Source organism: Asanoa ishikariensis (assembly GCF_900107455.1).
Taxonomy (GTDB): domain Bacteria; phylum Actinomycetota; class Actinomycetes; order Mycobacteriales; family Micromonosporaceae; genus Asanoa; species Asanoa ishikariensis.
On record NZ_FNQB01000001.1, the window covers coordinates 75663 to 99012 of the forward strand.

General features: G+C 69.6%; 24 protein-coding genes and 2 tRNA genes. 10 read left to right on the forward strand and 16 right to left on the reverse strand.

Translation table 11 applies throughout. The features are described from left to right. Positions 1-175 precede the first annotated feature (175 nt). Positions 176-1033, reverse strand: coding sequence for an SDR family NAD(P)-dependent oxidoreductase (locus BLV39_RS00375; RefSeq protein WP_239084140.1), 858 nt, complete (start codon positions 1031-1033; stop codon positions 176-178). Then, the gene (locus BLV39_RS00380) at positions 1030-1356 is read right to left on the reverse strand and encodes a nuclear transport factor 2 family protein (protein ID WP_090785926.1); all 327 of its coding nucleotides are present in this window, start codon (positions 1354-1356) and stop codon (positions 1030-1032) included. The genes BLV39_RS00375 and BLV39_RS00380 overlap by 4 nt, the downstream gene beginning before the upstream one ends. Positions 1357-1434: 78 nt before the next feature. Here BLV39_RS00380 and BLV39_RS00385 point away from each other — a divergent pair, with 78 nt between their 5' ends. Next, entirely contained in the window at positions 1435-2247 is an 813-nt protein-coding gene (locus BLV39_RS00385; RefSeq protein WP_090785929.1) for a MerR family transcriptional regulator, read from the forward strand. Positions 2248-2256: 9 nt separating this feature from the next. Here BLV39_RS00385 and BLV39_RS00390 read toward each other — a convergent pair whose 3' ends face one another. Next, positions 2257-2442: a hypothetical protein gene (locus BLV39_RS00390; protein WP_090785931.1), complete on the reverse strand. Its 186-nt coding sequence runs from the start codon at positions 2440-2442 to the stop codon at positions 2257-2259. 71 nt (positions 2443-2513) lie between these two features. On the opposite strand from BLV39_RS00390, the gene BLV39_RS00395 reads away from it, so the two are divergent. From BLV39_RS00395 to BLV39_RS00420, 6 genes are all read left to right on the forward strand, one after another. Continuing rightward, the gene (locus BLV39_RS00395; protein WP_090785934.1) at positions 2514-2852 is read left to right on the forward strand and encodes a PadR family transcriptional regulator; all 339 of its coding nucleotides are present in this window, start codon (positions 2514-2516) and stop codon (positions 2850-2852) included. Continuing rightward, on the forward strand, positions 2849-3673 hold the full coding sequence (locus BLV39_RS00400; protein WP_204083059.1) for an ATP-binding cassette domain-containing protein: 825 nt from the start codon (positions 2849-2851) through the stop codon (positions 3671-3673). The genes BLV39_RS00395 and BLV39_RS00400 overlap by 4 nt, the downstream gene beginning before the upstream one ends. Continuing rightward, complete coding sequence (locus tag BLV39_RS00405; protein WP_090785938.1) at positions 3670-4365, forward strand: hypothetical protein; 696 nt, start codon at positions 3670-3672, stop codon at positions 4363-4365. Before BLV39_RS00400 ends, BLV39_RS00405 begins: the two co-directional genes overlap by 4 nt. Before the next feature lie 10 nt (positions 4366-4375). Further along, positions 4376-5080, forward strand: a complete 705-nt coding sequence (locus BLV39_RS00410) for an alpha/beta fold hydrolase (RefSeq protein ID WP_090785940.1) — start codon at positions 4376-4378, stop codon at positions 5078-5080. Positions 5081-5143: 63 nt separating this feature from the next. Further along, positions 5144-6013, forward strand: a complete 870-nt coding sequence (locus tag BLV39_RS00415; protein ID WP_204083058.1) for a mechanosensitive ion channel family protein — start codon at positions 5144-5146, stop codon at positions 6011-6013. Beyond that, positions 6010-6375: an Rv3103c transmembrane domain-containing protein gene (locus tag BLV39_RS00420; RefSeq protein ID WP_090785944.1), complete on the forward strand. Its 366-nt coding sequence runs from the start codon at positions 6010-6012 to the stop codon at positions 6373-6375. The genes BLV39_RS00415 and BLV39_RS00420 overlap by 4 nt, the downstream gene beginning before the upstream one ends. 162 nt (positions 6376-6537) lie before the next feature. Here the strand turns inward: BLV39_RS00420 and BLV39_RS00425 are convergent, their stop codons facing one another. After that, positions 6538-6981 carry a DinB family protein gene (locus BLV39_RS00425; protein ID WP_090785946.1) on the reverse strand — a complete coding sequence of 148 codons (444 nt, stop codon included), beginning with the start codon at positions 6979-6981 and terminating at the stop codon, positions 6538-6540. A 64-nt stretch (positions 6982-7045) separates the two neighbouring features. Between BLV39_RS00425 and BLV39_RS00430 the strand changes: the two genes are divergently transcribed. Next, on the forward strand, positions 7046-7735 hold the full coding sequence (locus tag BLV39_RS00430; protein ID WP_090790975.1) for an ArsR/SmtB family transcription factor: 690 nt from the start codon (positions 7046-7048) through the stop codon (positions 7733-7735). On the opposite strand, the gene BLV39_RS00435 is transcribed toward BLV39_RS00430, so the two are convergent. The 7 genes from BLV39_RS00435 to gyrB form a co-directional block, all read right to left on the reverse strand. Next, positions 7732-8181 carry a hypothetical protein gene (locus BLV39_RS00435; RefSeq protein ID WP_090785948.1) on the reverse strand — a complete coding sequence of 150 codons (450 nt, stop codon included), beginning with the start codon at positions 8179-8181 and terminating at the stop codon, positions 7732-7734. The two genes, BLV39_RS00430 and BLV39_RS00435, sit on opposite strands and share 4 nt — an antisense overlap. A 166-nt stretch (positions 8182-8347) precedes the next feature. Beyond that, positions 8348-8420: transfer RNA gene (locus tag BLV39_RS00440), tRNA-Ala, on the reverse strand. Between the two features lie 30 nt (positions 8421-8450). Next, positions 8451-8579, reverse strand: coding sequence for a DLW-39 family protein (locus tag BLV39_RS43525; RefSeq protein ID WP_218137071.1), 129 nt, complete (start codon positions 8577-8579; stop codon positions 8451-8453). Positions 8580-8614: 35 nt separating this feature from the next. Next, positions 8615-8688 (reverse strand) — tRNA-Ile (locus BLV39_RS00445). A gap of 128 nt (positions 8689-8816) precedes the next feature. Beyond that, the gene (locus tag BLV39_RS00450) at positions 8817-9752 is read right to left on the reverse strand and encodes a DUF3566 domain-containing protein (RefSeq protein WP_090785949.1); all 936 of its coding nucleotides are present in this window, start codon (positions 9750-9752) and stop codon (positions 8817-8819) included. A 3-nt stretch (positions 9753-9755) separates the two neighbouring features. Then, positions 9756-12278: a DNA gyrase subunit A gene (gyrA, locus tag BLV39_RS00455; protein WP_090785951.1), complete on the reverse strand. Its 2523-nt coding sequence runs from the start codon at positions 12276-12278 to the stop codon at positions 9756-9758. Positions 12279-12418: 140 nt separating this feature from the next. Then, positions 12419-14365 carry a DNA topoisomerase (ATP-hydrolyzing) subunit B gene (gene gyrB / locus BLV39_RS00460; RefSeq protein ID WP_090785952.1) on the reverse strand — a complete coding sequence of 649 codons (1947 nt, stop codon included), beginning with the start codon at positions 14363-14365 and terminating at the stop codon, positions 12419-12421. A gap of 607 nt (positions 14366-14972) precedes the next feature. Here gyrB and BLV39_RS00465 point away from each other — a divergent pair. After that, positions 14973-15527: a hypothetical protein gene (locus BLV39_RS00465; protein ID WP_090785954.1), complete on the forward strand. Its 555-nt coding sequence runs from the start codon at positions 14973-14975 to the stop codon at positions 15525-15527. A 166-nt stretch (positions 15528-15693) separates the two neighbouring features. Here the strand turns inward: BLV39_RS00465 and BLV39_RS43880 are convergent, their stop codons facing one another. The 5 genes from BLV39_RS43880 to dnaA all read right to left on the reverse strand — a co-directional run bounded on the left by BLV39_RS43880 (position 15694) and on the right by dnaA (position 22530). Beyond that, the gene (locus tag BLV39_RS43880; RefSeq protein ID WP_239084139.1) at positions 15694-16461 is read right to left on the reverse strand and encodes a DciA family protein; all 768 of its coding nucleotides are present in this window, start codon (positions 16459-16461) and stop codon (positions 15694-15696) included. Beyond that, entirely contained in the window at positions 16451-17578 is a 1128-nt protein-coding gene (recF, locus tag BLV39_RS00475; protein WP_090785956.1) for a DNA replication/repair protein RecF, read from the reverse strand. The genes BLV39_RS43880 and recF overlap by 11 nt, the downstream gene beginning before the upstream one ends. 2 nt (positions 17579-17580) lie before the next feature. After that, the gene (gene gnd, locus BLV39_RS00480; protein ID WP_090785958.1) at positions 17581-18453 is read right to left on the reverse strand and encodes a phosphogluconate dehydrogenase (NAD(+)-dependent, decarboxylating); all 873 of its coding nucleotides are present in this window, start codon (positions 18451-18453) and stop codon (positions 17581-17583) included. A 51-nt stretch (positions 18454-18504) separates the two neighbouring features. After that, positions 18505-19638 (reverse strand): DNA polymerase III subunit beta, encoded by a 1134-nt coding sequence (gene dnaN / locus BLV39_RS00485; RefSeq protein ID WP_090785960.1) that lies wholly within the window; start codon positions 19636-19638, stop codon positions 18505-18507. A gap of 849 nt (positions 19639-20487) precedes the next feature. Further along, positions 20488-22530, reverse strand: a complete 2043-nt coding sequence (gene dnaA, locus BLV39_RS00490; RefSeq protein WP_239084146.1) for a chromosomal replication initiator protein DnaA — start codon at positions 22528-22530, stop codon at positions 20488-20490. Between the two features lie 663 nt (positions 22531-23193). On the opposite strand from dnaA, the gene rpmH reads away from it, so the two are divergent. Then, entirely contained in the window at positions 23194-23331 is a 138-nt protein-coding gene (gene rpmH / locus BLV39_RS00495) for a 50S ribosomal protein L34 (protein WP_089255422.1), read from the forward strand. Positions 23332-23350: the final 19 nt, after the last annotated feature.

Below are 23350 nucleotides of genomic sequence, written 5' to 3' on the forward strand. Positions count from 1 at the left end.
ACCGGCCCTCACCAAGCCAAGCTCCAGCCGGCGTAGTGGCCACGAGCGCACACAGGGCGACGCCATCGATCGGGCTCGCGAAATCGTCGGGAACTCCGGCGGAAGCGTTGATCTAGGCGCGCGGTAGCTGACCGAGTCGACGTGCCTGCACCGTCGACTCGGTCATCGTTGGACCTCACGTCCTGCCAGGCAGCGGGTCAAAGTCCGCACCGCGCGAGAGAGGTTCGGAGGCGCGGACGTCGGCCAGGGCGTCCTCGAAGGTGGCGGTCACGGCGTCGAAGGCGGCGCTGCCGAGGACCAGGCGGTGCGGCGGCGCCTCTTGGGCCATGGCCGCCAGCACAGCTTGTACGCCGCGCCGGGGGTCGCCGGGCTGGTTGCCGTCCTGGTCGACCATCGTCGCGCGTACGCCGTCCAGCATCGGCCGGTAGTCGGCGATCTCCTCCTCGACCGGCTCGTCGGCGAACCCGGCGTAGGCCCTGGTGCGGAACGCTCCCGGCTCGACCGCCAGCACCTTGATGCCCAGCGGAGCCACCTCGGCGCGGAGCACCTCGGTGATCGCCTCCACCGCGTGCTTGGCCGCGCTGTAGTAGCCGAACCCCGTCACCCCGCGCACCCCGGCCACGGACGACATGTTGACGACCCAGCCGCTGCGCCGCGCCCGCATCCCGGGCAGGACGGCGCGCAGCACGGTGAGCACGGCGAAGAAGTTGAGTTCGAGCTGCTGCCGGACGGCCGCGTCGGAGGAGCCCTCGACCGACCCGTACCAGCCTCGCCCGGCGTTGTTGACCAGCACGTCGATGCCGCCGAAGCGCTCCTCGGCCGCCTTCACGGCCGCCTCGACCGCGGCCGGGTCGGTGACGTCCAGCGGCAGGACCAAGGCGCGGCCGGAGTTCGCCCGTTCCCAGTCCCGCAGCGCATCGGTGCGCCGGGCGGTCAGCACCACCTGATCGCCGAGCTCGAGCGCCGCCTCCGCGTACGCCATGCCGAACCCGCCCGGTGTGCCTCCGGTGATGAACCAGGTTTTGGGCGTCACGGCTCGATCACCAACTCGGACACGGCCGGGCCGCGCAGCGTGAAGCGGTAGTGCAGGTCGACCACCCCGCCTGGGAAGTCCCCCGCGAGCCGCTGGCGCACGTCGAAATGCTCGGCATCGACCTCACTGGCCCCGGTCAGCTCAGTGGTGAACGTGTACTCGGCGCCCGCGCCGCCCAGCCAGTCCCGGATCTCGGCCGTACCCGTGTAGGTATGGCCGTCGTCACGCACCAGCGCGTCGACGGTGAAGACCGAGAGCGCGGTCTCGACATCGCGGGCCTGGTGCGCCTTCAGATAAGTGGTGATCGTGGCAGGAAGATTCATGGACCCACCGTGACCCCTCCCGCCGAGAGAGGGTCAAGTCGTGGACCCTCCCCCAGGGAGAGGGAGCAAACTGGTCCAATGCGCCCAGGATTGACGATCGGCGAGTTCGCCGCGCTCACCCACCTGAGCGTGCGCACACTGCGTCGCTATCACGAGGCCGGCCTGCTGGAGCCCGCCGCGGTCGACCGGTTCACGGGCTACCGCTACTACTCGGCCGACCAGATCCCGCCCGCGCAGGTCATCCACCGCCTCCGGGAGCTGGACGTGCCGCTGGCCGAGGTCAAGTCGATCTTGGCGACCGACGACCCCAAGCGGCGCACCGAGCTGATCGCCGGCCACCTCCAGCGCCTGGAGGAGCAGTTGGACCGCACCCGGTCCGCGGTCGTGTCGCTGCGCCAACTGCTGCGCCCCGACCCGGCGGACCTGAAGGTCGAGCTCCGCTCGGTGCCGGCCCGGACGGTCGCCGCCGTCTCCGACGGGGTCACCCTCCCGGACGTGCTTCCCTGGTACGCGGCCGCGATGGCCGAACTGGACGCGGTCTTCCCGCCGGCCGAGCACACCGGACCACCTGGCGGCCGCTACGCCAACGAGCTGTTCACCGAGGGCGCCGGTGCGGTGACGGTCTTCCGGCCGGTCCGCTCGCCACACCGTGCGGGCCGGATCGAGGTCCTCGAACTGCCGGCGATCGACCTCGCCGTGGCCGTGCACCACGGCCCGCACGACGACATCGACGTCACGTACGGCCGGCTCGGCGCCTGGGTGGTCGAGCACGCGCTGGCCGTCGACGGCCCGATCTACGAGACCTACCTGGTCGGCCCCCGCGACACCGACGTGCCCGACGCCTGGCGCACCGAGATCGGTTGGCCGGTCTTCCGCGTCACCCCGGACTGAGCGACCGGGTCAGTCTCCGACGAACCACAGATACAGATGCGGGCCTGCCACCGTGACCGCAGCGGGTCTGCGAATCTCGGCGACCGCCGGTTCGGGGATCACTCCGGGCGGGAGCCGATCGAGGTCGGCCAACAGCAGCGGAAGCTGGCGCCGGTTGAAGCTGGTGTCGTAGTAGGCGCAGAGACCGAAGAGCATCGGATAGGCCGACGGCGGCGCGGTAACTAGGTTGTTTCGCTATCTAGATAGCCGTGCTAGCGTCCCCGACTGTGGATCAGGATCGCCGGGCGCAGTGGTTGCGAGGTGTGCTCGACTTGTGCGTGCTCGGGCTGCTCGCGCGCGGCGACTCCTACGGCTACGAGCTGGCCCAGTCGCTGGAGGCCGCGGGCCTCGGCACGATCCAGGGCGGCACGCTCTACCCCGTGCTGTTGCGGTTGCAGCGCTCCGGCCTGGTGACCGTCTACTGGCGTGAGGGTGGCAGCGGTCCGGCCCGCAAGTACTACACGATCAGCGCTGCGGGCCTCGCGGTCGTGGGCGACGCCGCCGGCCAATGGGCGGCGTTCGCCGGCGGGGTCGGCGCGATACTCCAGGAAAGGACGGCCCGGTGAGACACGAGATCTGGCTGGCCGCACTCACCGACGAGCTCCGGCGGCACGGCGTCGGACCCGACCTGGCCGCGCACGTGGTGGCCGAGGCGGCCGGGCATCTGCGCGACAGCGGTGAGCCGCCGCTGCGGGCCTTCGGTCCACCGTCCGCCTATGCCGCGGCCGTCGCGGACAGCGTCGGTGGTCCTGTCACTGTCGCCGGCTCCGCGCCCGGCCCGGTGCGGTTGCGAGCCGTTGACATTTTCAAGCGTTATGGCCGGCGCACGGTGCTCTCCGGCGTCTCGCTGACCGTGCACGCGGGCCAGGTCGCCGCCGTGGTCGGCGCCAACGGCTCCGGCAAGTCGACGTTCCTGGGGATCTGCGCGGGGCTGGTCGGTGCCGACGGTGGCCACGTCGAGCTGCACGGCACGGTCGGCTACTGCCCCCAGGCCGGCGGCACGGCCGACTTCCTCCTCGCCGACGAGCACTTCGCGCTGATCGGCGCCGGTCGCGGGGTGCCCCGGGCCGCCGCCGTGCGGGAGGGTGCCCGGCGGGCGGCCGCGCTCGACTGGGTGCCCGGCAACGCGCAGGCCCGGCACCTGTCCGGCGGCACCCGGCAGAAGCTCAACCTGGTGCTCGCCGGGCTCGGCGACCCCGACGTGCTGCTGCTCGACGAGCCCTACCAGGGCTTCGACCGGGGCACGTACCTGGACTTCTGGCACGAGGTGTGGCGCTGGCGCGACGCGGGACGGGCCGTCGTGGTGGTCACCCACCTGCTCAACCAGCTCGACCGGGTCGACATCGTGCTCGACCTGTCGGCCGGCTCCACAGGGGTGGCGGCATGAACCGGACCATGACGATCGCCGAGATGACGCTGCGCGAGACGGTACGGCGACGCGGCGTACTCGTGCTGCTGCTGGTCCTGCCGTTGGCCTTCTATCTGGGTCGGCGCGGCGACCACCTGGGCCAGTCGATCCGGTTCGTGTGTCTGGGTCTGGCCTGGGTGCTCAGCGCGGCGGCGCTGTTCGTGGGCTCGGCCGCGCGGTCGCTCGAACCCCGGCTGCGGCTGTCGGGCTATCTCACGCACCAACTCTTCCTCGGGCGGCTGCTGGCCCTCTGGACGCTCGGCCTCGCCCTGTCGGCGCCGTACTTCCTGCTGATCCGCTTCGACCAGCACCACGTCCGGTACGGCGCGATCGCGGTCATCATGCTGCTCGGCGTGCTGGTGGCGCCGCTGCTCGGGCTCGCGCTCAGCGCGCTGCTCCCCCGCGACCTCGAGGGGATGCTGGTGCTGATGACCGTGGTCGGTCTGCAGATGATCCTCGACCCGGCGGGCAACGCGGCCCGGCTGCTGCCCTTCTGGTTCAGCCGGGAGATCGGCACCTACGCCATCGACCACACGTCGGTGGGGTATCTCGACCGGGGACTCCTCCACGGAGCGGTGACCGCTCTACTGCTGCTCGTGCTGGTCGCGGTCGGCTTCGGGGTCCGGCTGCGCCGGCGGTCGCACGTCAGAATTGTCGGAGGCCTGTCCTAACCTCCCCGCCATGGACTTCGTTCTCATCCCTGGCTTGTGGCTCGACGGTTCCTCGTGGGACGAGGTCGTGCCGGTGATCGAGAAGGCCGGGCACCGCGCGCACGCGCTGACGCTGCCGGGCATGGTCGCCGGCGCCGCTCGGGCCTCGATCACCATCGGTGATCACGTCGATGCGGTTGTCGCGGTGGTCGACGACCTGGACCCGGCCGACGGCATCGTGCTGGTGGGCCACTCCGGCGGTGGGGCGATCGCGCACGCGGTGGCCGATGCCCGGCCCACGCTGGTCGACCGGGTCGTCTATGTCGACGCGGTGCCGGCCTCCGACGGCGACTGCATCAACGACAGCCTGCCGGCCATTAACGGCGAGGTGCCGCTACCCGCGTGGTCGGTGTTCGACGACGAGGACCTGGTCGACCTGTCCGAGTCGCTACGCGCGTCCTTCCGGGCCCGCGCCATCCCATCGCCACTGCTGGTGGCCGCCGGCCCGATCTCGCTCTCCGATCCGCGCCGCTACGACGTGCCGGCGACGGTGATCGCGTGCGAGTTCCCCAGCGTGGAGTTGCGGTCACTGATTGAGCAGGGTTCGCCCTACACTGCCGAGCTCGCCCGCATTCGTGATGTCTCTTACATCGACCTGCCGACGGGGCACTGGCCGCAGTTCACCCGCCCTGTCGAGCTCGGGGAGGTGATTCTTACCGCTCTCCAAGAGGCCTGACGACCGGTCGGCTGGTGCGGTCGCTGATGGGCCCTGTCAGGATGGGTTGCCATGGTGGTGGCGATGGCTTCAACGAAGGATTTGACCGACTGGCTGCGCGGCAGTGGGTTGTTGGTCGTCCTGTTCGTGGTTGGGGCGATCCTGCTGTCCCGACTGACCCGGTGGATCAGCGGACGCATCTATCAGCGGATCGACGCCCATCCGGCGAGCACCGGGCAGATAGCCGACGAGGGAGCCAAGCACCGCCACGTCGTGACCCAGGGCCTGACCTGGCTCATCATCGTGGCGATCTACTCGATCGCCGCCGTGCTCATCCTGCAGCGCCTGAACGTCCCGGTGACCGGCCTGGTCGCGCCCGCCGCGGTGCTCGGCGTCGCGCTCGGCTTCGGCGCCCAGCGGATCGTGCAGGACATCCTGGCGGGCACGTTCATCATCTTCGAGCGCCAGTACGGCTTCGGCGACACGATCCGGATCGGCACACTGGGCTCGGAGACCGGCGTGACCGGCACAGTCGAAGAGGTAACCCTCCGGATCACCCGCCTGCGAACCCTCCAGGGCGAAGTGGTGATGATCCCCAACGGCCAGATCGTGCAGGTCATCAACATGTCCCGCGACTGGGCACGGGCGGTCATCGACGTGCCGGTGCCGACCAGCGTCGACCTGACCCGGGCCCGCGAGATCCTCCAGGAGGTCACCGTGGCCGCGGTCGAAGACCCGAACCTGGGCGCCCTGCTGCTGGACGCGCCGACGGTGCTCGGCGTGCAGAGCCTCGAAGTCGACTCGGTGCACCTGCGGATCGTGGCCCGCACACTGCCGGGCAAGCAGTTCGACGTCGGCCGCGAGCTACGTTCCCGAGTAGCCATCGCCTTCCAACACGAAGGCGTCCGGGTAGCCACGGCCCTGGACACCGCCGAGCCGATGGCCGCCTCATGAGCCGCTTGAAGCTGGGCAAGATCCGGCTCTCCACCGTCGTGCTCCTGGTGATCTTCTTGCTGGCCTTTGTCGGCTACTTCCTGCTGCGCCCGGAGCAGACGAACGCGATGGGCGGCGAGCAGCCGGGCTCCAACTCCCAGCAGCGAAACAGCCCGCCACCCTCGCCCACCCCGACACCACGCGAGACCCACTCGACACCGACGCAGTCGACGCCACCGACCCGCTCGACGACACCGACGCCGCGGTCGACCACACCGACAACCCCGCCTTCGACGACGCCAGAACCACCGTCGGAGAGCCCGTCCGGCCCACCGTCGCCGACGCTGGCCCCGCAGGACCCCTCCGAGGCCCCAAGCAACTAGAGCCTTTCTTCACTTCCGATCACCATGAGCCAGGCAGTCGTCACCGCCAGATGACCCGGAGGTGCCCGGATCCCAGCCACCGCCAGCCGACCTGGCCTCATCGCCAGTGCCCCGACCCCGGCCATCGTGATCGGAGGCCCGCGATGATCGGCAGGACAGGTGCTAGGCGTCGGTCGGGTCGAGCATGCGGGCGTAGTACGTGACGTTGGCTACGTGCTCGACGATTTTGCGGATCGACCAGGCGCCGTCTTCGGGTTCGTGGTCCAGGGCCTCGGTGTCGAGCTGCCCGAGCCTCGCCCGGTAGCAGGCGGCGAGCCGGGTCAGTCGGCTGCGTGCCTCGTCGAGGTCGACCTCCGTGAACCGGGCGAAGTCGGCATGGGTGGTCACCGTCCGGCCGTGCCACTCGTCGGGGATCGTCGGCAGGCCGGCGAGCCGGCAGTCGATCTCGGCGAGGTGGTCGACGAGGTGATCGGCGACGCGGCGGATCGCCTTGTGCGGCGTCCAGGCGTTGCCGTCCCGGTGCACGGGACGCCCGTCCCATCCGAGCCAGCTTTCGGCCCGGCCCAGCACCTCGTCGACCGCCGCCGGAATCAGTTCAATGATCATGGGCCGAAGGTAGGAGCCGAACAGTTCGGTCGGCGCCGAAGTGTCGGCGGCCTACCGTTGGGCGATGACCACCGATGTCGACCTGGCCGCGGCCGCGCGGCTGATCGCCGAGCCGGCCCGCGCTGCCATGCTCGACGCGCTGCTATCGGGCCAGGCGCTGGCCGCCGGCGAGCTCGCCCGGGCCGGTGGTGTGCGGGCCTCGACGGCCAGCGGCCACCTGTCCCAACTCGTCGAGGGCGGTCTGGTCGCGGTCACCCACAGCGGGCGGCACCGTTATTTCCGGCTGGCCTCGCCCGACGTGGCCCACGCACTGGAGGCACTGGGCGCGATCAGCCCGCCACGACCGATCCGCTCGCTGCGCCAGTCCCGCACGGACGAGGCGATGACGCTGGCGCGCACCTGCTACGACCATCTGGCCGGCGTCGTGGCGGTGTCCCTCGTCGACGCCTTCGTAGCCGACGAGCTCCTGGCGGCCGGCGGCGACGGGTTCACCCTGACCCCGACGGGCGCCGAGGTGCTGGCCGACGCGGGCGTGGACGTGGTGGGCGCCAAGACCAGCCGGCGGGCCTTCGCCCGCTCGTGCCTCGATTTCACCGAACGCCGCCCCCACCTGGCCGGCGCCCTCGGCGCGGCGCTGTGCGCCCAGACCCTCGCGGACGGCTGGTTCGTGCGGCGCGCGCCCGGCCACCGCGCCCTCCGGATCACCGACGAGGGCCGGCGTCAGCTCGCGAAGCGCTGGAACATCACGGTCTAGCCGCTGGGCTTGCTGAGCATCCGGGCGACCATCTCGAACGACGCGGCGCCCAGGTCCAGATTGGCGGCGGCCGCGCGGATCGGCTGCTCGAGCTGCGGGTCGTAGCCCTCGAGGCCCGTCTCCTCCTCGACCACCTGGCCGAGCAGGAACATCGTCCGGAGTACGGCGGTGGCGTCCTCGCCGGTGTCGCCGTAGGGGACGTTCATCTCAGCGGAGTCCGCGTAGAGCGAGAGCTGGATGCCGGTGCGATCGTGGCTGATCTCGCCGCCGTCGTCGGTCAGGCTGGCCTCGACCTCGCCCAACAGCAGCTTTGCCCGGGTGACCACCTGCTGCCAGACCTGCTTGTCCGGCCCGGCACCGAAATCCTGGTAGTCCTCGGCGGCTTCCAGCGCCTCGTCCCAGCTCTGCTCCGGCTGCCGGCGCAGGAACAGGAGGTCATAGCTCACGGGCGCAGCGTACCGGCGACGGTCGACGCATGGATGAGCGTGAACAGGTGCCGTTGGTGGCCGTTAGACGGATCCGCGATCGTCTCTTCGCGGCCAGTCCAGACCTGACCGGCCGGCACCGCGGTGAAGCTTGCCGGGCTCGAAACCCACGGGGATCAGCATTCGGTGGAGCCGAGGGGACTTGAACCCCTAACCCCTGCCTTGCAAAGGCAGTGCTCTGCCAGTTGAGCTACGGCCCCGACGGCGGGTGGAGCCGCCAGATCGGAAAACTATCGGAGGTCGGGAGCGGTGGTCGCCTCGTGCCACAGGGCCCGCTCGTCGCTGGACGCCTTGACCTTCTTGACGACCAGGGCGGCGACGCCTACGACTCCGACGATGATCAGGAGCTTCTTCAACATTGGGGGAATCCCCTCACGCTCGCAACCGTCTGAAGTGGGGCTAGCTGGAATCGAACCAGCGACCTCAGAGTTATCAGCTCTGCGCTCTAACCGACTGAGCTATAGCCCCGTGCGACCGGGCAAGGTTACCGTACCGCCCTGGCTTCCCCCAACTTGGATACCCGGCGCGGCGCTGGGGGGTGACCGACAAGGAGGCGCGACGCCGAAGCGTCACGCCTCCTCGCTGTAGAACAGGGCCTAGTCGCGCTCGGCGAGCGTGAGCTCGACGCCGCCGACCAGGTCGGCGCAGACGTTGTAGATGAACGCGCCCAGGGTGGCCAGTGCGGTGAAGAGCACCACGTTGACCACGCCGATCAGGGCCGACGTGCCGATCACGCCCTTGGCCGTGATCTTGAACGTGCTGCCGTCGCTGCCGCCGCTGGCGCTGATCAGGTCGCCCAGGCTGGTGTTGACCTTCTCGAAGACGCCCATCGCGTCGAGTGCCAGGTAGAGCACCGACGTCGCGACGATGACCACGATGAAGAGCACCAGAGACACGGCGAACGAGAACTTGAACACCGACCACGGGTCGATCCGCTTGACGTTGAGCCGGGCCCGCCGCGGGCCACGCGCGGCCCCGCCGGCCACCGTCGAACGCGCGGTGCGGACCGCCTCGGTCACCCGGGCAGCGCCCACCGCGGAAGCGGGAGCAGCGCCAGCGGCACCGGCCGCGCCGGCCGCACCAGGCCGGGTCGCGGTAGCGGCGGCCTGAGGCGCGCCGCCACCGAGACCACCAAAGCCAAGGCCCGAACCGGCGTCACCGGGACGCTCACCCGGGCGCGACGCACCCGGACGCGTGATGGTCGGAGGCACGGACCCGCCGCCCGACAGGCCACCGCCGACCGAAGTGCCGACGGAGACCGGCGGCTTCGGACCGGACCCGGAAGCTGCCGCGCTGGCGGCACCGGACGACTCGGAACTCCCGTCGGGCGCGTTGCCACCCTCGCCGGGAGTTTCCGGCGGCGGTGTCATGCCCGGTGCACGGGTGAACTTGGGCGACGGTGCGTCGGCGGGGACTACCGCCCGGCCTACTGCCGCACGGCCGGTCGCAGACGAGCCGCTGTCCGCGGTCTCGCCTTCGGCCGGGGTGGTCGAGGCCCCCGCAGTCCCCGACTTCGCCTGTGTCTCCGTCATCAACTAGTCCTGTTCGTCGGGCTCGTCGGCATTGCGAGCGATGGCCACGATGGTTACGCCGTCCGGAAGGTCCATGAGCTTGACCCCCATTGTGTTCCGATCGCGCGTTCGGCGTACAGGCTTCACCGGAGTCCGGATAACACCACCATTGCTCGTTATAGCAAACAGCTCATCGTCGGGACTGATCACCACCGCTCCAACGAGACCGCCCCGACGCTCGGTGAGCTTAGCGGTCAGTACGCCCTTTCCGCCGCGCCCCTGCACCGGGTACTCAGAGATAGGCGTGCGCTTCGCATAGCCACCATTGGTGGCCACCAGCACGTCCAAATGCTCCATGCCGTCCCGGACAACCTCCATGGCCAGCAGTTCGTCCTCGCCGGTGAACCGCATGCCGATGACACCGGAGGTGGCCCGGCCCATCGGGCGCAGCGCCTCGTCGGTCGCGTTGAACCGGATCGCCTGCGCCATCTTGGACACCAGCAGCAGGTCGTCCCCGATGCCGGCGAGCGCGGCGCCAACGAGCTCGTCCTCGTCGCGCAGGTTGATCGCGATGATGCCGCCCGAGCGGTTGGAGTCGAACTCCTCCAGCTTGGTCTTCTTGACCAGGCCGTTGCGGGTGGCCAGGACCAGGTAGGGCGCCACACCGTAGTTGGCGATCTCGATCACCTGTGCGATGTGCTCGTCCGGCTGGAACGCCAGCAGGTTGGCCACGTGCTGGCCGCGGGCGGTGCGACTCGCCTCCGGCAGCTCGTACGCCTTGGCGCGGTAGACCCGGCCCTTGTTCGTGAAGAACAGGATCCAGTCGTGCGTCGAGCAGACGAAGAAGTGGCTGACGATGTCGTCCTGCCGCAACCCCGCTCCGCTGACACCCTTGCCGCCCCGCCGCTGCGAGCGGTAGAGGTCGACCTTGGTGCGCTTCGCGTACCCGGTGCGGGTGATCGTCACGACCACGTCCTCGCGGGCGATGAGGTCTTCCATCGAGACCTCGCCGTCGAACGGGATGATCTTGGTGCGGCGCTCGTCGCCCCACTTGGCGACGATCTCGCTGAGCTCGTCGGCGACGATCTTCCGCTGCCGCTCCGGCTTGGCGAGGATGTCGCGCAGGTCGGCGATGTCGATCTCGATCTTCGCCAACTCGTCGATGATCTTCTGCCGCTCCAGGGCCGCGAGGCGGCGGAGCTGCATGTCGAGGATCGCGGTCGCCTGGATGTCGTCGATGTCCAGCAGGGTCCGCAGCCCGCCGCGGGCGTCTTCGACGGTGGGCGAGCGCCGGATCAGGGCGATGACCTCGTCGAGGGCGTCCAGCGCCTTGACCAGACCGCGCAGGATGTGCGCGCGCTCCTCGGCCTTGCGCAGCCGATAAGCGGTGCGGCGCTGGATGACGTCGATCTGGTGCTCGACGTAGTAGCGGATGAACTGCGCCAGGTTGAGCGTGCGCGGCACGCCGTCGACCAGCGCCAGCATGTTGGCGCCGAAGGTCTCCTGAAGCTGGGTGTGCTTGTACAGGTTGTTGAGCACGACCTTCGCGACCGCGTCGCGACGCAGCACGATCACGATCCGCATGCCCGTGCGGCCCGAGGACTCGTCCCGGATGTCGGCGATGCCGCCGATCTTGCCCTCGCGGATCAGTTCGGCGATCCGCTCGGCCAGGTTGTCGGGGTTGACCTGATAGGGCAGCTCGCTGACGACGAGGCAGGCGCGACCCTTCTTGTCTTCCTCGACCTCGACCACCGCGCGCATCCGGATCGAGCCGCGACCGGTGCGGTAGGCGTCCTGGATCGCCTGCTGACCGACGATCAGGCCGTAGGTCGGGAAGTCAGGACCCTTGACGATGCCCAGCAGCGCTTCGAGCGTGGTGGCCTCGTCCTCCTCCGGGTTGTCGAGGCACCACTTGACCGCCTCGGCGACCTCCCGCAGGTTGTGCGGCGGGATCTTGGTGGCCATGCCGACCGCGATGCCCTCGGCGCCGTTGACCAGGAGGTTGGGGATCCGCGACGGCAGGATCACGGGCTCCTTGGCCCGGCCGTCGTAGTTGTCCTGGAAGTCGACGGTGTCCTCGTCGATGTCCCGGAGCATCTCCATGGCCAGCGGGTCGAGCTTGCACTCGGTGTACCGCATGGCGGCGGCCGGGTCGTTGCCCGGCGAGCCGAAGTTGCCGTTGCCGTCGACCAGCGGGTAGCGCAGCGACCAGGTCTGTGCCATCCGGACCAGCGCGTCGTAGATCGCGGAGTCGCCGTGCGGGTGGAACTGACCCATCACGTCGCCGACGACCCGGGAACACTTCACGTAGCCGCGGTCGGGCCGGTAGCCCGAGTCGTACATCGCGTAAAGGATCTTGCGGTGAACCGGCTTGAGACCATCGCGGACGTCCGGAAGCGCACGCCCGACGATGACGCTCATCGCGTAGTCGAGGTACGAGCGCTGCATCTCGACCTCGAGCCCGACCGGCTCGATGCGGTCGCGACTGCTTACCGCGGCCGCCGCCGCCTCAAGATCCGGCTCGTTGGCCTCGGGGATATCCGTCACAATTAATCCTTTTTCGCCCTAAATGCCGTCTTTGTCCTGTGGATAACGGCTGTGGAAACCGACCTGTCTGTGGATAACTTCAGCGCTCGCTCAGTCCCGGGGCCGACTCATACACGCGAGCCGACCCCCGAACGGTTGCGTCAGATGTCGAGGAACCGCACGTCTTTCGCGTTGCGCTGGATGAACGAGCGCCGGGCCTCGACGTCTTCGCCCATCAGCACGCTGAAGAGCTCGTCGGCGGTCGCCGCGTCGTCGAGCGTCACCTGGCGCAGGGTGCGGGTGCCCGGGTTCATCGTGGTCTCCCACAGCTCCGGGTAGTTCATCTCGCCCAGACCCTTGAACCGCTGGATGTCGTCCGGCTTGGCGTTGGGCTTGGTCTCCTGGCGGAGCCGGATCAGCCCGTCACGCTCGCGGTCCGAGTACGCGTACTGCGCGTCGTCGCCCTTCTTGTTCCACTTGATCTTGTAGAGCGGCGGCGACGCCAGGTAGACGTGGCCGAGCTCGACCAGCGGACGCATGAAGCGGAACAGCAGGGTGAGCAGCAGCGTCTGGATGTGCTGGCCGTCGACGTCGGCGTCGGCCATCAGCACCACCTTGTGGTAGCGCAGCTTCTCCAGGTCGAAGTCGTCGTGGATGCCGGTGCCCAGCGCCGTGATCAGCGCCTGGACCTCGTTGTTCTTCAGCACCCGGTCGATCCGGGCCTTCTCCACGTTGAGGATCTTGCCGCGGATCGGCAGGATCGCCTGCACCCGCGGGTCACGGCCCTGCTTGGCCGAGCCACCGGCCGAGTCACCCTCGACGATGAACACCTCGGACTCGCGCGGGTCGGTCGACTGGCAGTCGGCCAGCTTGCCCGGCATCGAGCCGGACTCCAGCAGCGACTTGCGGCGGGCCAGCTTGCGGGCCTGCTGCGCGGCGATCCGGGCGCGAGAGGCCTGGGTCGCCTTCGTGATGATCGTCTTGGCCTCGCTGGGGTTGCGCTCCAGCCAGTCGTTGAGCCACTCGTTGCAGACCCGCTGCACGAAGCTCTTCACCGGGGTGTTGCCCAGCTTGGTCTTGGTCTGGCCCTCGAACTGCGGGTTGGCCAGCTTGACCGACACGATCGCCGCGAGGCCTTCCCGGATGTCCTCACCGGTGAGCTTCTCGTCGCCCTTGAGGATCTTCTTCTCGGCGCCGTACTTGTTGACCACACCGGTCAGCGCCGCGCGGAAGCCCTCTTCGTGGGTGCCGCCCTCGTGGGTGTTGATCGTGTTGGCGAAGGTGTAGACCGACTCGCCGTACGACTCGTTCCACTGCATGGCGATCTCGACCGCCATGCCCTCCTCTTCACCACCGAACTCGATCACGGACTTGTGGATCGACGACTTGGAGTTGTTGAGGTGCCGGACGAAGTCGGCGATGCCGCCCTTGTAGAGGAAGGTCACCTCGCGCGGCTTGCCGTCCTCCTCGTTGCCCGCACGCTCGTCGCGGAAGTGGATGGTGAGCCCGCGGTTCAGGAACGCGTACTCCTGGAGACGCCGGTAGATCGTCTCGAAGGTGAACTCGGTCGTCTCGAAGATCTTCTCGTCGGGCCAGAACGAGACCGAGGAACCGGTCGTGTTGGTGGTCTCACCCTTCTCCAGCGGCCCCGGCTTGGAGTTGGTGTAGCTCTGCCGGTACACGTTCCCGGACTTGTGGATGACCACCTGCATCCGGGTCGACAGGGCGTTGACCACGGAGACGCCGACGCCGTGCAGGCCGCCGGAGACCGCGTACGCCTTGCCGTCGAACTTGCCGCCGGCGTGCAGGACGGTCAGCGCGACCTCGACACCCGGCTTCTTCAGCGTCGGGTGGAGGTCGACGGGGAAACCACGGCCGTTGTCGACGACGCGCACGCCACCATCGGCGAGCAGCACGACGTCGATCGTGTCGCAGTAGCCGGCCAGGGCCTCGTCGACCGCGTTGTCGACGACCTCCCAGACCAGGTGATGCAGGCCACGTTCACCGGTCGACCCGATGTACATACCGGGGCGCTTGCGGACGGCCTCGAGCCCCTCGAGCACCTGGATCGATGCGGCGCCGTACTCCTGCTTTTTCTGCGTTGCCACTCTGGCCACTTTCTCGCGCCGCCCCGGCGTCCTGCGACGCTCGGTGCGCGGGTATGGCGGGACGGCCACCGACGACCGGCGCGACCGGGGTCTGGGCGCACCGTTCGCCGCGCCTTCCCGCGGTCACGATCGGCTGGACAAGACACGCGGGCGGCCCCGGGCCGGGGAGGACCCGATTCGGTCGTCCGCGCGTCGTCCTTCGTCTGCCACCAATGTTACCGGGCCGGAAGCGTGAACACCCATCCGGCGCACCCCAAAAACGGCGCTAGAAGCGCCACAGCGGCTCGAACCCCGGTATCCGCGACTCCCCCCACACGAATGCCCCTTGCGCGAGTGCCAGCCCGCCGTCGACCCCTTTTCCCCGTCGATCATGAGCTGGCTTCGGTGGCCGGTGTTGCCGCAGGGAGCGATGGTCCGGGCAAATCGGAAATCCGGGCCATGATCCCCACTCCAAAGGTGACCCTTCGGGGGTCGCGCGAACGGGCAGCCGTGCCGTAGTTTCTGCGGCGCGATCCGATCGGGGCAAGCCCCCCGCCGCGGGATACCCCCTCGCCGGTTTCGGGCCTCGCCGGTTTCGAGATCTTGCGGAACGGAGAAGGGTGACCCGATGGGTCTGGACAACGTCGCCGTCCACTGGCCGCGCACCGGCCGCTTCTACGACCCGGTCGCCCCGGCCGAGTTCGTGGACTTCGCCGACCTGGCGGACGCGCCTGACGTCGCCGCGCCCACCGCGGCCCTCGCGGGCCACGTCGCCAAGACTGGCACCGTCCGCGCGACGGCCTACACCGAGCTGGTCGATCTCCTCCTCGGGCTCGAAGGTGTGCTCTACGCCACAGAGGCCGCGGCGGAAGACGAAGACCCGGTGATCGACCCGGACGGGTGCGCCTGGATCGCGGGTGGGTTGGAGCGCTTCGTCGAGGGTCACCGACCGCACGGCGAGGTTGTCACGTTCGACACGGTCGGTGCCGTGCTGCACACCGCGCTGTCGGGCGGGCGGCTGGCCGACCAGCAACTGCGCTGGCTCGACGGGCGGATGGACGCACTGCTCGACGAGTCGGGCGACGCGCCGCAGTGGAGCTTCGCCCGCAGCGAGCTCGCGGTCCTGTCCCGCTTCTACCGCCGCTGCGCGGACCGCGGCTTCGCCGTCTACGCCGACTACTGACGCATCGTCGCCGGCAGGTTCACGAGCTTCTAAAGACACTGACCGCTTTACGCGCGTCCGCGGTGGTCCGGACCGCTTGCTCCCGCGCGCACCGGTCAGGGCCCCACTTCGTGGGCCCTGCCCTGCCGGGTCCGCGATACACAACCCGAACGGGTGTCGGGGCGGGTCAGCCGTAGGTGTCGCGGGGGCCGCGGCCCTGGACCCGGCGGGGACCCTTGTTCCACGACGGCGCGGCCGGGCCGTGGATGTGCAGCTTCTTGACGACGTTGTGGCCCACCTCGCCGGCGATCCGCTTGAGCAGCGACGCGGCCAGCAGGCGGAGTTGGGTGGCCCAGGCTGTCGACTCGGCCTCGACGGTGAGCTCTCCGTCGGCGAGTTTGATCGGGCGGCAGTGCGAGGCGACGTCCGGGCCGACGACTTTCTCCCAGGCGCCGAAGACCTTCGCCTCCGCTGCCGGCTTCTGCCAGCCGCGGGCCTTCATCAGGCGCTCCAACACCGCGCCGAACAGTTGCGGGTCGCGTGGGTCCGGGCCCGGGCCGGAATAGCCGCGGAGCCGCTTGCCCCGGCCGCCACCGTCACCGCTGACTGCGGATCGACGCCGGGGCGCGGTCGCGGCGCGCTTGGCCAGAGCGGCATCCAGCGCCGCCCGTGCCAGTTCCGGTCCGCGCGGCCCGTCCGCCGGTCCGCTCGCACCGGCATCGACTGCCGACGGCGGCGTTCCGTGGCCGGCCGTCGCGGGCGTTTCCTTGCCGGGCGCAGGCGTTGCTTTGGCGGACGCGGGCGTTCCCTTGCCGGGCGCGGGCGTTCCCTTGCCGGACGCAGGCGTTCCCTTGCCGGACGCAGGCGGCGTACCGGGGTCGGGTGTCGCCTTCGGCTCGCCGCGCCTGGCGGGCACGCGGCGGGGGCGGTCGCCGGCGGGCTGGTCAGTCGGCACGGCGGATCGTCCCCTCGGATACCTCGTAGCGGGCGCCGCGCAACGCGGCCGGCACGTCGTCCGGCACCGCGCAGGTCACCAGGAGCTGGCTCGCGCCGCCGACCAACTCCGCCAGTCGTTCGCGCCGACCCGCGTCCAGTTCGGCGAACACGTCGTCGAGGGCCAGCACCGGCTCGATGCCGTCGGCCCGCAGCAGGTCGTAGGCGGCGAGCCGCAACGCCAGCGCGTACGACCAGGACTCGCCGTGGCTCGCGTAGCCCTTGGCCGGCAGCGTGCCCAGCGTCAGCGTCAGGTCGTCGCGGTGCGGGCCGGTCAGCGTCACGCCGCGATCCACTTCGGACGAACGTCCGGCGGCCAGCGCCTCCAGCAACGCCTGCTCCAGCGTGGCCCGATCCCCGGCACCGACCTCGACGCCGGACCGGTAGGCGATGCCCGCCGCACCCCGGCCGGCCGCGACGGCGTCGTACGCCTTGGCCACGAACGGCCCCAGCGCGTTGACCAGGTCCAGCCGGCCGGCCAACAACTCCGCGCCGTGCCGGGCCAGGTGCGTGTCCCAGACATCCAGTGTGGACAGATCACCGCCGCGGGTGCCACCGGTCTTCCGGGACAGGTAGGCGGTGCGCAACAGCGCGTTACGTTGCTTGACCACGCGGTCGTAGTCGGCGCGCACGCCGGCGTACCGGGGCTGGCGCGCGACCAACAGGTCGTCGAGATAACCCCGGCGGAAAGCCGGATCGCCGCGGACCAACTCCAGGTCCTCCGGTGCGAACAGCACCATCCGCAGCGCGCCGAGCACGTCACGGGCGCGGCGGACCGGAGACCGGCCCAGCCGCGCCCGGTTGGCCTTGCCGGGCACGATCTCCAGCTCGACCAGCAGCTCGCGTCCATCGTGGACGACCAGGCACCGGATCACCGCCGCGGCGGCGCCGGCGCGCACCAGCGGGGCGTCCGTGGCGACCCGGTGACTGTCCAGGGTCGCCACGTAGCCCAACGCTTCCAGCAGGTTTGTCTTGCCGACCCCGTTGGGGCCGACCAAGACACTCGTCCCAGCGGACAGGTCGACCGCCACCGCCTCGTACGAGCGGAAGTCGACCAGCTCGAGCCGCTGGACGTACACCGTCAGCTCTTGTGGACGGGGTGCCCACCGAACTGGTTGCGCAGTGCGGCCACCGCCTTCATCGCGGGCGAGTCGTCTTCGCGCGACTCGAAGCGGGCGAACAGCGACGCGGCGATGACGTGCATCGGCACCGCGAGCCGGATCGCCTCTTCGACCGTCCAACGACCCTCGCCGGTGTCGTCGGCGTAGCCCTTGATCGCTTCCAGCGCCGGGTCCTCGTCGAGCGCCCGGTCGAGCAGGTCGAGCAGCCAGGACTTGATGACCGTGCCCTCGCGCCACGACTTGATGACGCCGGGCACGTTGGTCACCAGCTCCGAGGCGCCGAGCAGCTCGTAGCCCTCGGCGTACGCGTGCATCAGGCCGTACTCGATGCCGTTGTGGACCATCTTGGCGTAGTGCCCGGCGCCGACCGGCCCGGCGTGCACGAAGCCGAACTCGCCGGCGGGCTTGAGCGCCTCGAAGATCGGCATGAGCCGCCCGATGTGCTCGTCGGAACCGCCGGCCATCAGCGCGTAGCCGAGCTGGTTGCCCCAGATGCCGCCCGAGACGCCGACGTCGACGTAGCCGATGCCCTGCGGGTCGAGCCGCTCCGCCCGCGGGCCGTCGCTGCTGAACCGGGAGTTGCCGCCGTCGATGATGATGTCGCCGGGGCTGAGATGGGTGGCCAGTTCGTCGATCGTGGCCTCGGTGACGCCGGCCGGCACCATCACCCAGACGGCGCGCGGAGCGGACAGCTTCGCGACCAGGTCGGCCGTTGATGTGGCGTCGGAGATCTCTTGCTTATGGTCGAATCCGACGACCTCGTGGCCGGCGGCGCGCAGACGTTCGCGCATGTTGCCGCCCATCCGGCCCAGGCCGATGAGTCCCAGCTGCATAGCGGGTTCCCCTCCCGTTGACGTGCCCTTTGCTCGTGCCGTACCCGCCGGTCAGCGAGTTACCCGGATCGGCATGATCAGGTACCGATATCCGGAGACGATCTCGCCGTCGTCGCCGGCGGGCGAGATCACGGCAGGCTTGAACGCGTCGACGAAGGAGAGGAGGGCCGTCGGCGCGAGTAGGTTCTGCAGCCCGTCGATCAGGTACTGCGGGTTGAAGCCGATGGTCAGCGGCTCGCCGCTGAAGGTGGCCTCCATCGCCTCGCTCGCCCGCGCCTCTTCGCTGGCGCCGGCCTCGACGACCAGGCCGTCGGGGCCGAAGCTGAGCAGCACCGGGGTGGTGCGCTCAGCGACCAGGGCGACGCGCCGGACGACCTCGATCAGCGCCGGCACGGAAACCCGGGCCTCGGCGTTGTGGCTGGCGGGGAAGAGCGAGCGCACCGGCGGGTAGTTGGCACCGTCGAGCAGTCGGCTGGTGGTGCGCCGCGTGCCGGCGGAGAAACCGATCATGCCCTCACCGGCGCCGCCGTGCGCCAGCGACATCGTGACGTCGCCACCGAGCGGACCCAGGGTCTTGGCGGTGTCGTTGAGCGTGCGGGCCGGCACGAGGGCGTTGAGGCTGATCTCGGGGTCCTCTGGGCGCCACTCCAGCTCGCGCATGGCCAACCGGTAGCGGTCGGTGGCGAGCAGGGCGATGTTGCCGCCCGAGAGCTCGAGCCGCACGCCGGTCATCATCGGCAGCGTCTCGTCACGGCCCGCGGCGATCGCGACCTGGGCCACCGCCGTAGCGAAGGCCGCGGCGTCGATCGTGCCGGCGCTGGCGGGCATCGCCGGGAGGCTCGGGTAGTCCTCGACCGGCATGGTCGGCAGGGTGAACCGGGCGCTGCCGCAGACGAGCTCGAGGTGCGAACCGACAGCGGCGATGTCGACCGGCTTGCCGGGCAGTGCCTTGGTGATCTCGGCGAGCAGGCGGCCGGAGACCAGTGCGGCGCCGTCGGCGTCACCCTGGATGTCGACGGTCACCTGGCTGGAGACCTCGTAGTCGAAGCCGGAGACCTCGAGGCTGCCGTCAGAGACACGCAGCATCACACCGGCGAGCACAGGGACGGACGGGCGACTGGGCAGGCTCTTCGCCGTCCATGCCACAGCGTCGGCGAGCGCGTCGCGCTCCACACGGAACTTCATGCGTTGCCTCCGGGTCGGCTAGGACGGGGCCGGGTCAGATACAAGATGCCCCAAGGCACCTTAAGGCGAGGCTCGGCCTGCCGTGCGCCCGACCCCGGTGATTTCTGGCGAGGTTCTACGGCCATGCACAAATCCCCAGACGTGATGATTGGTTTTGTTCTCTCTAAAGAGATAAACAGTCGTCTTCATCGGTCCTGTGCGAACTGTGGAGAACCCGAGTTTTCGCAGCTCAGACACGTTATCCACCGGTGTCGAACATGTGGAGGAACCTGCGGGTAACTCGCCCGCCGATCCACAGGCTCGTCTTCGCACACAGCGACGCGAAGTTGTCCACCGGTTGTCCACCGGGTTTCCCAAGGGTTTCTCCCCAGGCCTTGGAGATCATCTTCGGGCTTTCCCCAGAACCTTCAACACGGTGCGCACAAGTCGGCCGCCGCTGTGGATGCTCGGCCCCGCGTCCACAGCACTGTCCCCAGCCCTCATCCACAGGCTGTGTGGATATCGACGGGCACGACCACGACGCCGTCCACGACAGTGGACAGCGGCTGTGGATTCGATGTGGGAACTGTGGATAGGCGCGAGTCACCTGTGTGTTCGGGGGATAACCGCTCCTTACATGTGCAGAAACCTGGGGACGCAGAATGATCCAGACTAATCCTAGTAAACAACCTAATCCGGACAATACTGGAAACGCGGGCAGCAACGATTTTTCGTTGTGTGGACACCGCTGGGGGTATGCCTGTGGGCAAGCTGGGGAAAACAGTGCCGGTCTGTGGATAGACGACGGCCTGTGGACGGAGCCAGGTTTTGTGGATCGAGCGAGGCCGGGTTGTGAATACCCGGGTGCTATCAGGAGCTTTGCTTGATCCGGTTCGTCAGCTCGGCGATCTGGTTGTACAGCGAGCGCCGTTCGGCCATCTGCTGGCGAATCTTCCGGTCCGCGTGCATCACCGTGGTGTGGTCGCGGCCGCCGAACGCCTGCCCGATCCGGGGAAGAGACAGGTCGGTCAACTCACGACAGAGGTACATGGCCACCTGGCGGGCGTTGACGAGCACGCGCGAGCGGGAGTGGCCGCGGAGGTCTTCGAGCGAGACTCCGAAGTAGTCGGCCGCGCCCACCATGATCTGGTCGGCGGTGATCTCCGGGCCCGAGCCGTCCGGGATGAAGTCGCGGAGCACCTCTTCGGCGATCGCGAGCTCCACAGGGGAGCGGGTCAGCGACGCGAACGCGGTCACCCGGATCAGCGCGCCCTCGAGCTCGCGGATCGAGTTGGAGATTCGGGACGCGATGAACTCCAACACGTCCGGTGGCGCGTACAGCCGCTCCTGCGCGGCCTTCTTCTGGAGGATCGCGATGCGCGTCTCCAGATCGGGCGGCTGGATGTCGGCGAGCAGCCCCCACTCGAACCGGGTACGCAGCCGATCCTCCAATGTGGCCAGCTGCTTCGGTGAGCGGTCGGACGTGATGACGATCTGCTTGTTCGCGTTGTGCAGGGTATTGAAGGTGTGGAAGAACTCTTCCTGCGTACGCTCGCGGTTCTCCAGGAACTGGATGTCGTCGATCAGCAGGATGTCGACGTCGCGGTAGCGGCGCTGGAACGCACTGGTCTTGTCGTCCCGCAGCGAGTTGATGAAGTCGTTGGTGAACTCTTCGGTCGAGACGTAGCGCACCGAGCGGGCGTTGCCGAGCGTCGTGGCGTAGTGGCCGATCGCGTGCAGCAGGTGCGTCTTGCCCAACCCGGAGCTGCCGTAGATGAACAGCGGGTTGTAGGCCTTCGCCGGCGACTCGGCGACCGCGACCGACGCGGCGTGCGCGAACCGGTTGGACGAGCCGATGACGAACGTCTCGAACATGTACTTCGGGTTCAGCCGGTTCCCGCCGCCGTCGGCACCGCCGCGGCGGTCGTCGCGGCGCGGGTCGCCGGAGCGACCGGGTCCGCTGTCGGAACCGCTGTCCCGCCGCATCGGCTGGGTCGGCGGCTCGTCGTAGGGATGGACACCGCGGTTGTCACCGCCCGGGCGGCCGTCGCGGCGGTCCGGGGGCTGCGACTGCGGACGCGGGGAGTACGGCGTCGGCGTGCCGTAGGTCGTGCCGCCCGTCTGGTAGCCAGGGGTGGCCGAGGGCGGGGCCGGCGGGTACGGGGTGGCGAAGAGCACGTCCTGCCGGTCGCGGTCGACGTCACGCGGCTGTGGGTTCGCCGACGGGACGGTCGGGCGGGCCGTGCCGACCGCGCCGGTGCCCGCCGGGCGAGGTGCCGGGGCGGCGGGGCTGCTCGGCGCCGGGTCGATCGGGTCCAGCGGCGGGTTGGGCTTGGGTTGGATGATGCTGTGCAGGGCGGTCGGCGCGTTGAGCGCGCTCACCTGCTCCTCGGGCCGTGAGTCGGCGCCGCCGGGTTGCGGTGTCGAGCTCGGCCGCTGCGTGGGGGGCTGCGGGGCCGGCTGAGCGGCGAGCGCCGGGCGGGGTGCCGGCGGCGCGGCCGGGCTCTGGGGCTGCGGGAGGTCGAGCTGGCTCAGCGTCTGTGCCGGCGCGAGATGCGGCCGGTCGGTCGAGGTGTCGTCCGGTGCCGTGCTGCGCTGTTGCGGCGGGAACGGCGGGGCGGCGTAACCGCCGGGGTTTTCCGGTGCGCCGGTATAGACGGTGCCGACCGGGCGGCCCTGGCCGTCCTCGGGCGGGCGGACGGTGACCGCGACCTGGATCGCGCGGCCCATTCGGCGGGACAGCGCCTCGGTGATCGCCGGGCGGAGCCGAGACTCGATGACGTCGCGGGTGAAGGCGTCGGGCACGGAGAGCAGCGCGGTGTCCTCGACGATGGCCCGGAGCCGGGTCAGTCGGAGGTAGGCACGCTGCTGGGCGGAGACGATCTCATCCGCGAGCTCGTCCGTCGCCGCCATCCAGACGCCGGCGAGATCGATCGTCTCGGACACCCCGTTGCCACCCCCCTCGCTTCATGTGCTCGGCCACTGGCGGGCCGTATTCAAACCCGCCTTGACCTGGCACAACCCCCGCGTACGGGCGGCTGGCCTGACCGCTGTCCACAAGTTGTCCACAGCCTGTGTGCTGGCCGATCGTGGTGCCGTTACCCATCCGAACGCACGACCGGGTCTCAGCCGATCCGGCATCGGTGTGGTTACACCGTGCCGAACGATTGACCACCTCGCCCGGTTTTGCCCCGTATGGCAGTCGTGAGCCCCCCAGATCGCCGACCAGCAACCCGGCACGCTAACAGCGTTGTCCACACCCCTACAACCGTTGTACACAGAACTGCCTTCTCGGTATACGCAAAAGGGGGCAGGGGGCGGCCGCGTCGTACCCGCCGCGGCCTGCGGGGACGTGGCGTTTCCCGGTGTTTGACGGTCATTGCGTCCGTGCGTAGGCTTGAGCGGCCGCTCCGTCGCCCTCTGGTAGGGTGGCGGATGTTTGCTGCGTAGGTGTGTGAACGCCTCTCGCGCATGCCGGCTCGATGCGCTCGCAAATTGACGTTGTGTCTCGGCGCATCGACCACCACACGACTCGGCCCGTCTCCTCATGGGCCGCCCGACGACGGAGAGCCTGACGTGAGCAAGCGCACCTTCCAGCCGAACAACCGCCGGCGTGCCAAGACCCACGGCTTCCGGCTGCGCATGCGCACCCGCGCCGGCCGCGCGATCCTCTCCGCCCGCCGGTCGAAGGGCCGCAAGGAGCTGTCGGCCTGACCTCAGTCCGGCACCGGGA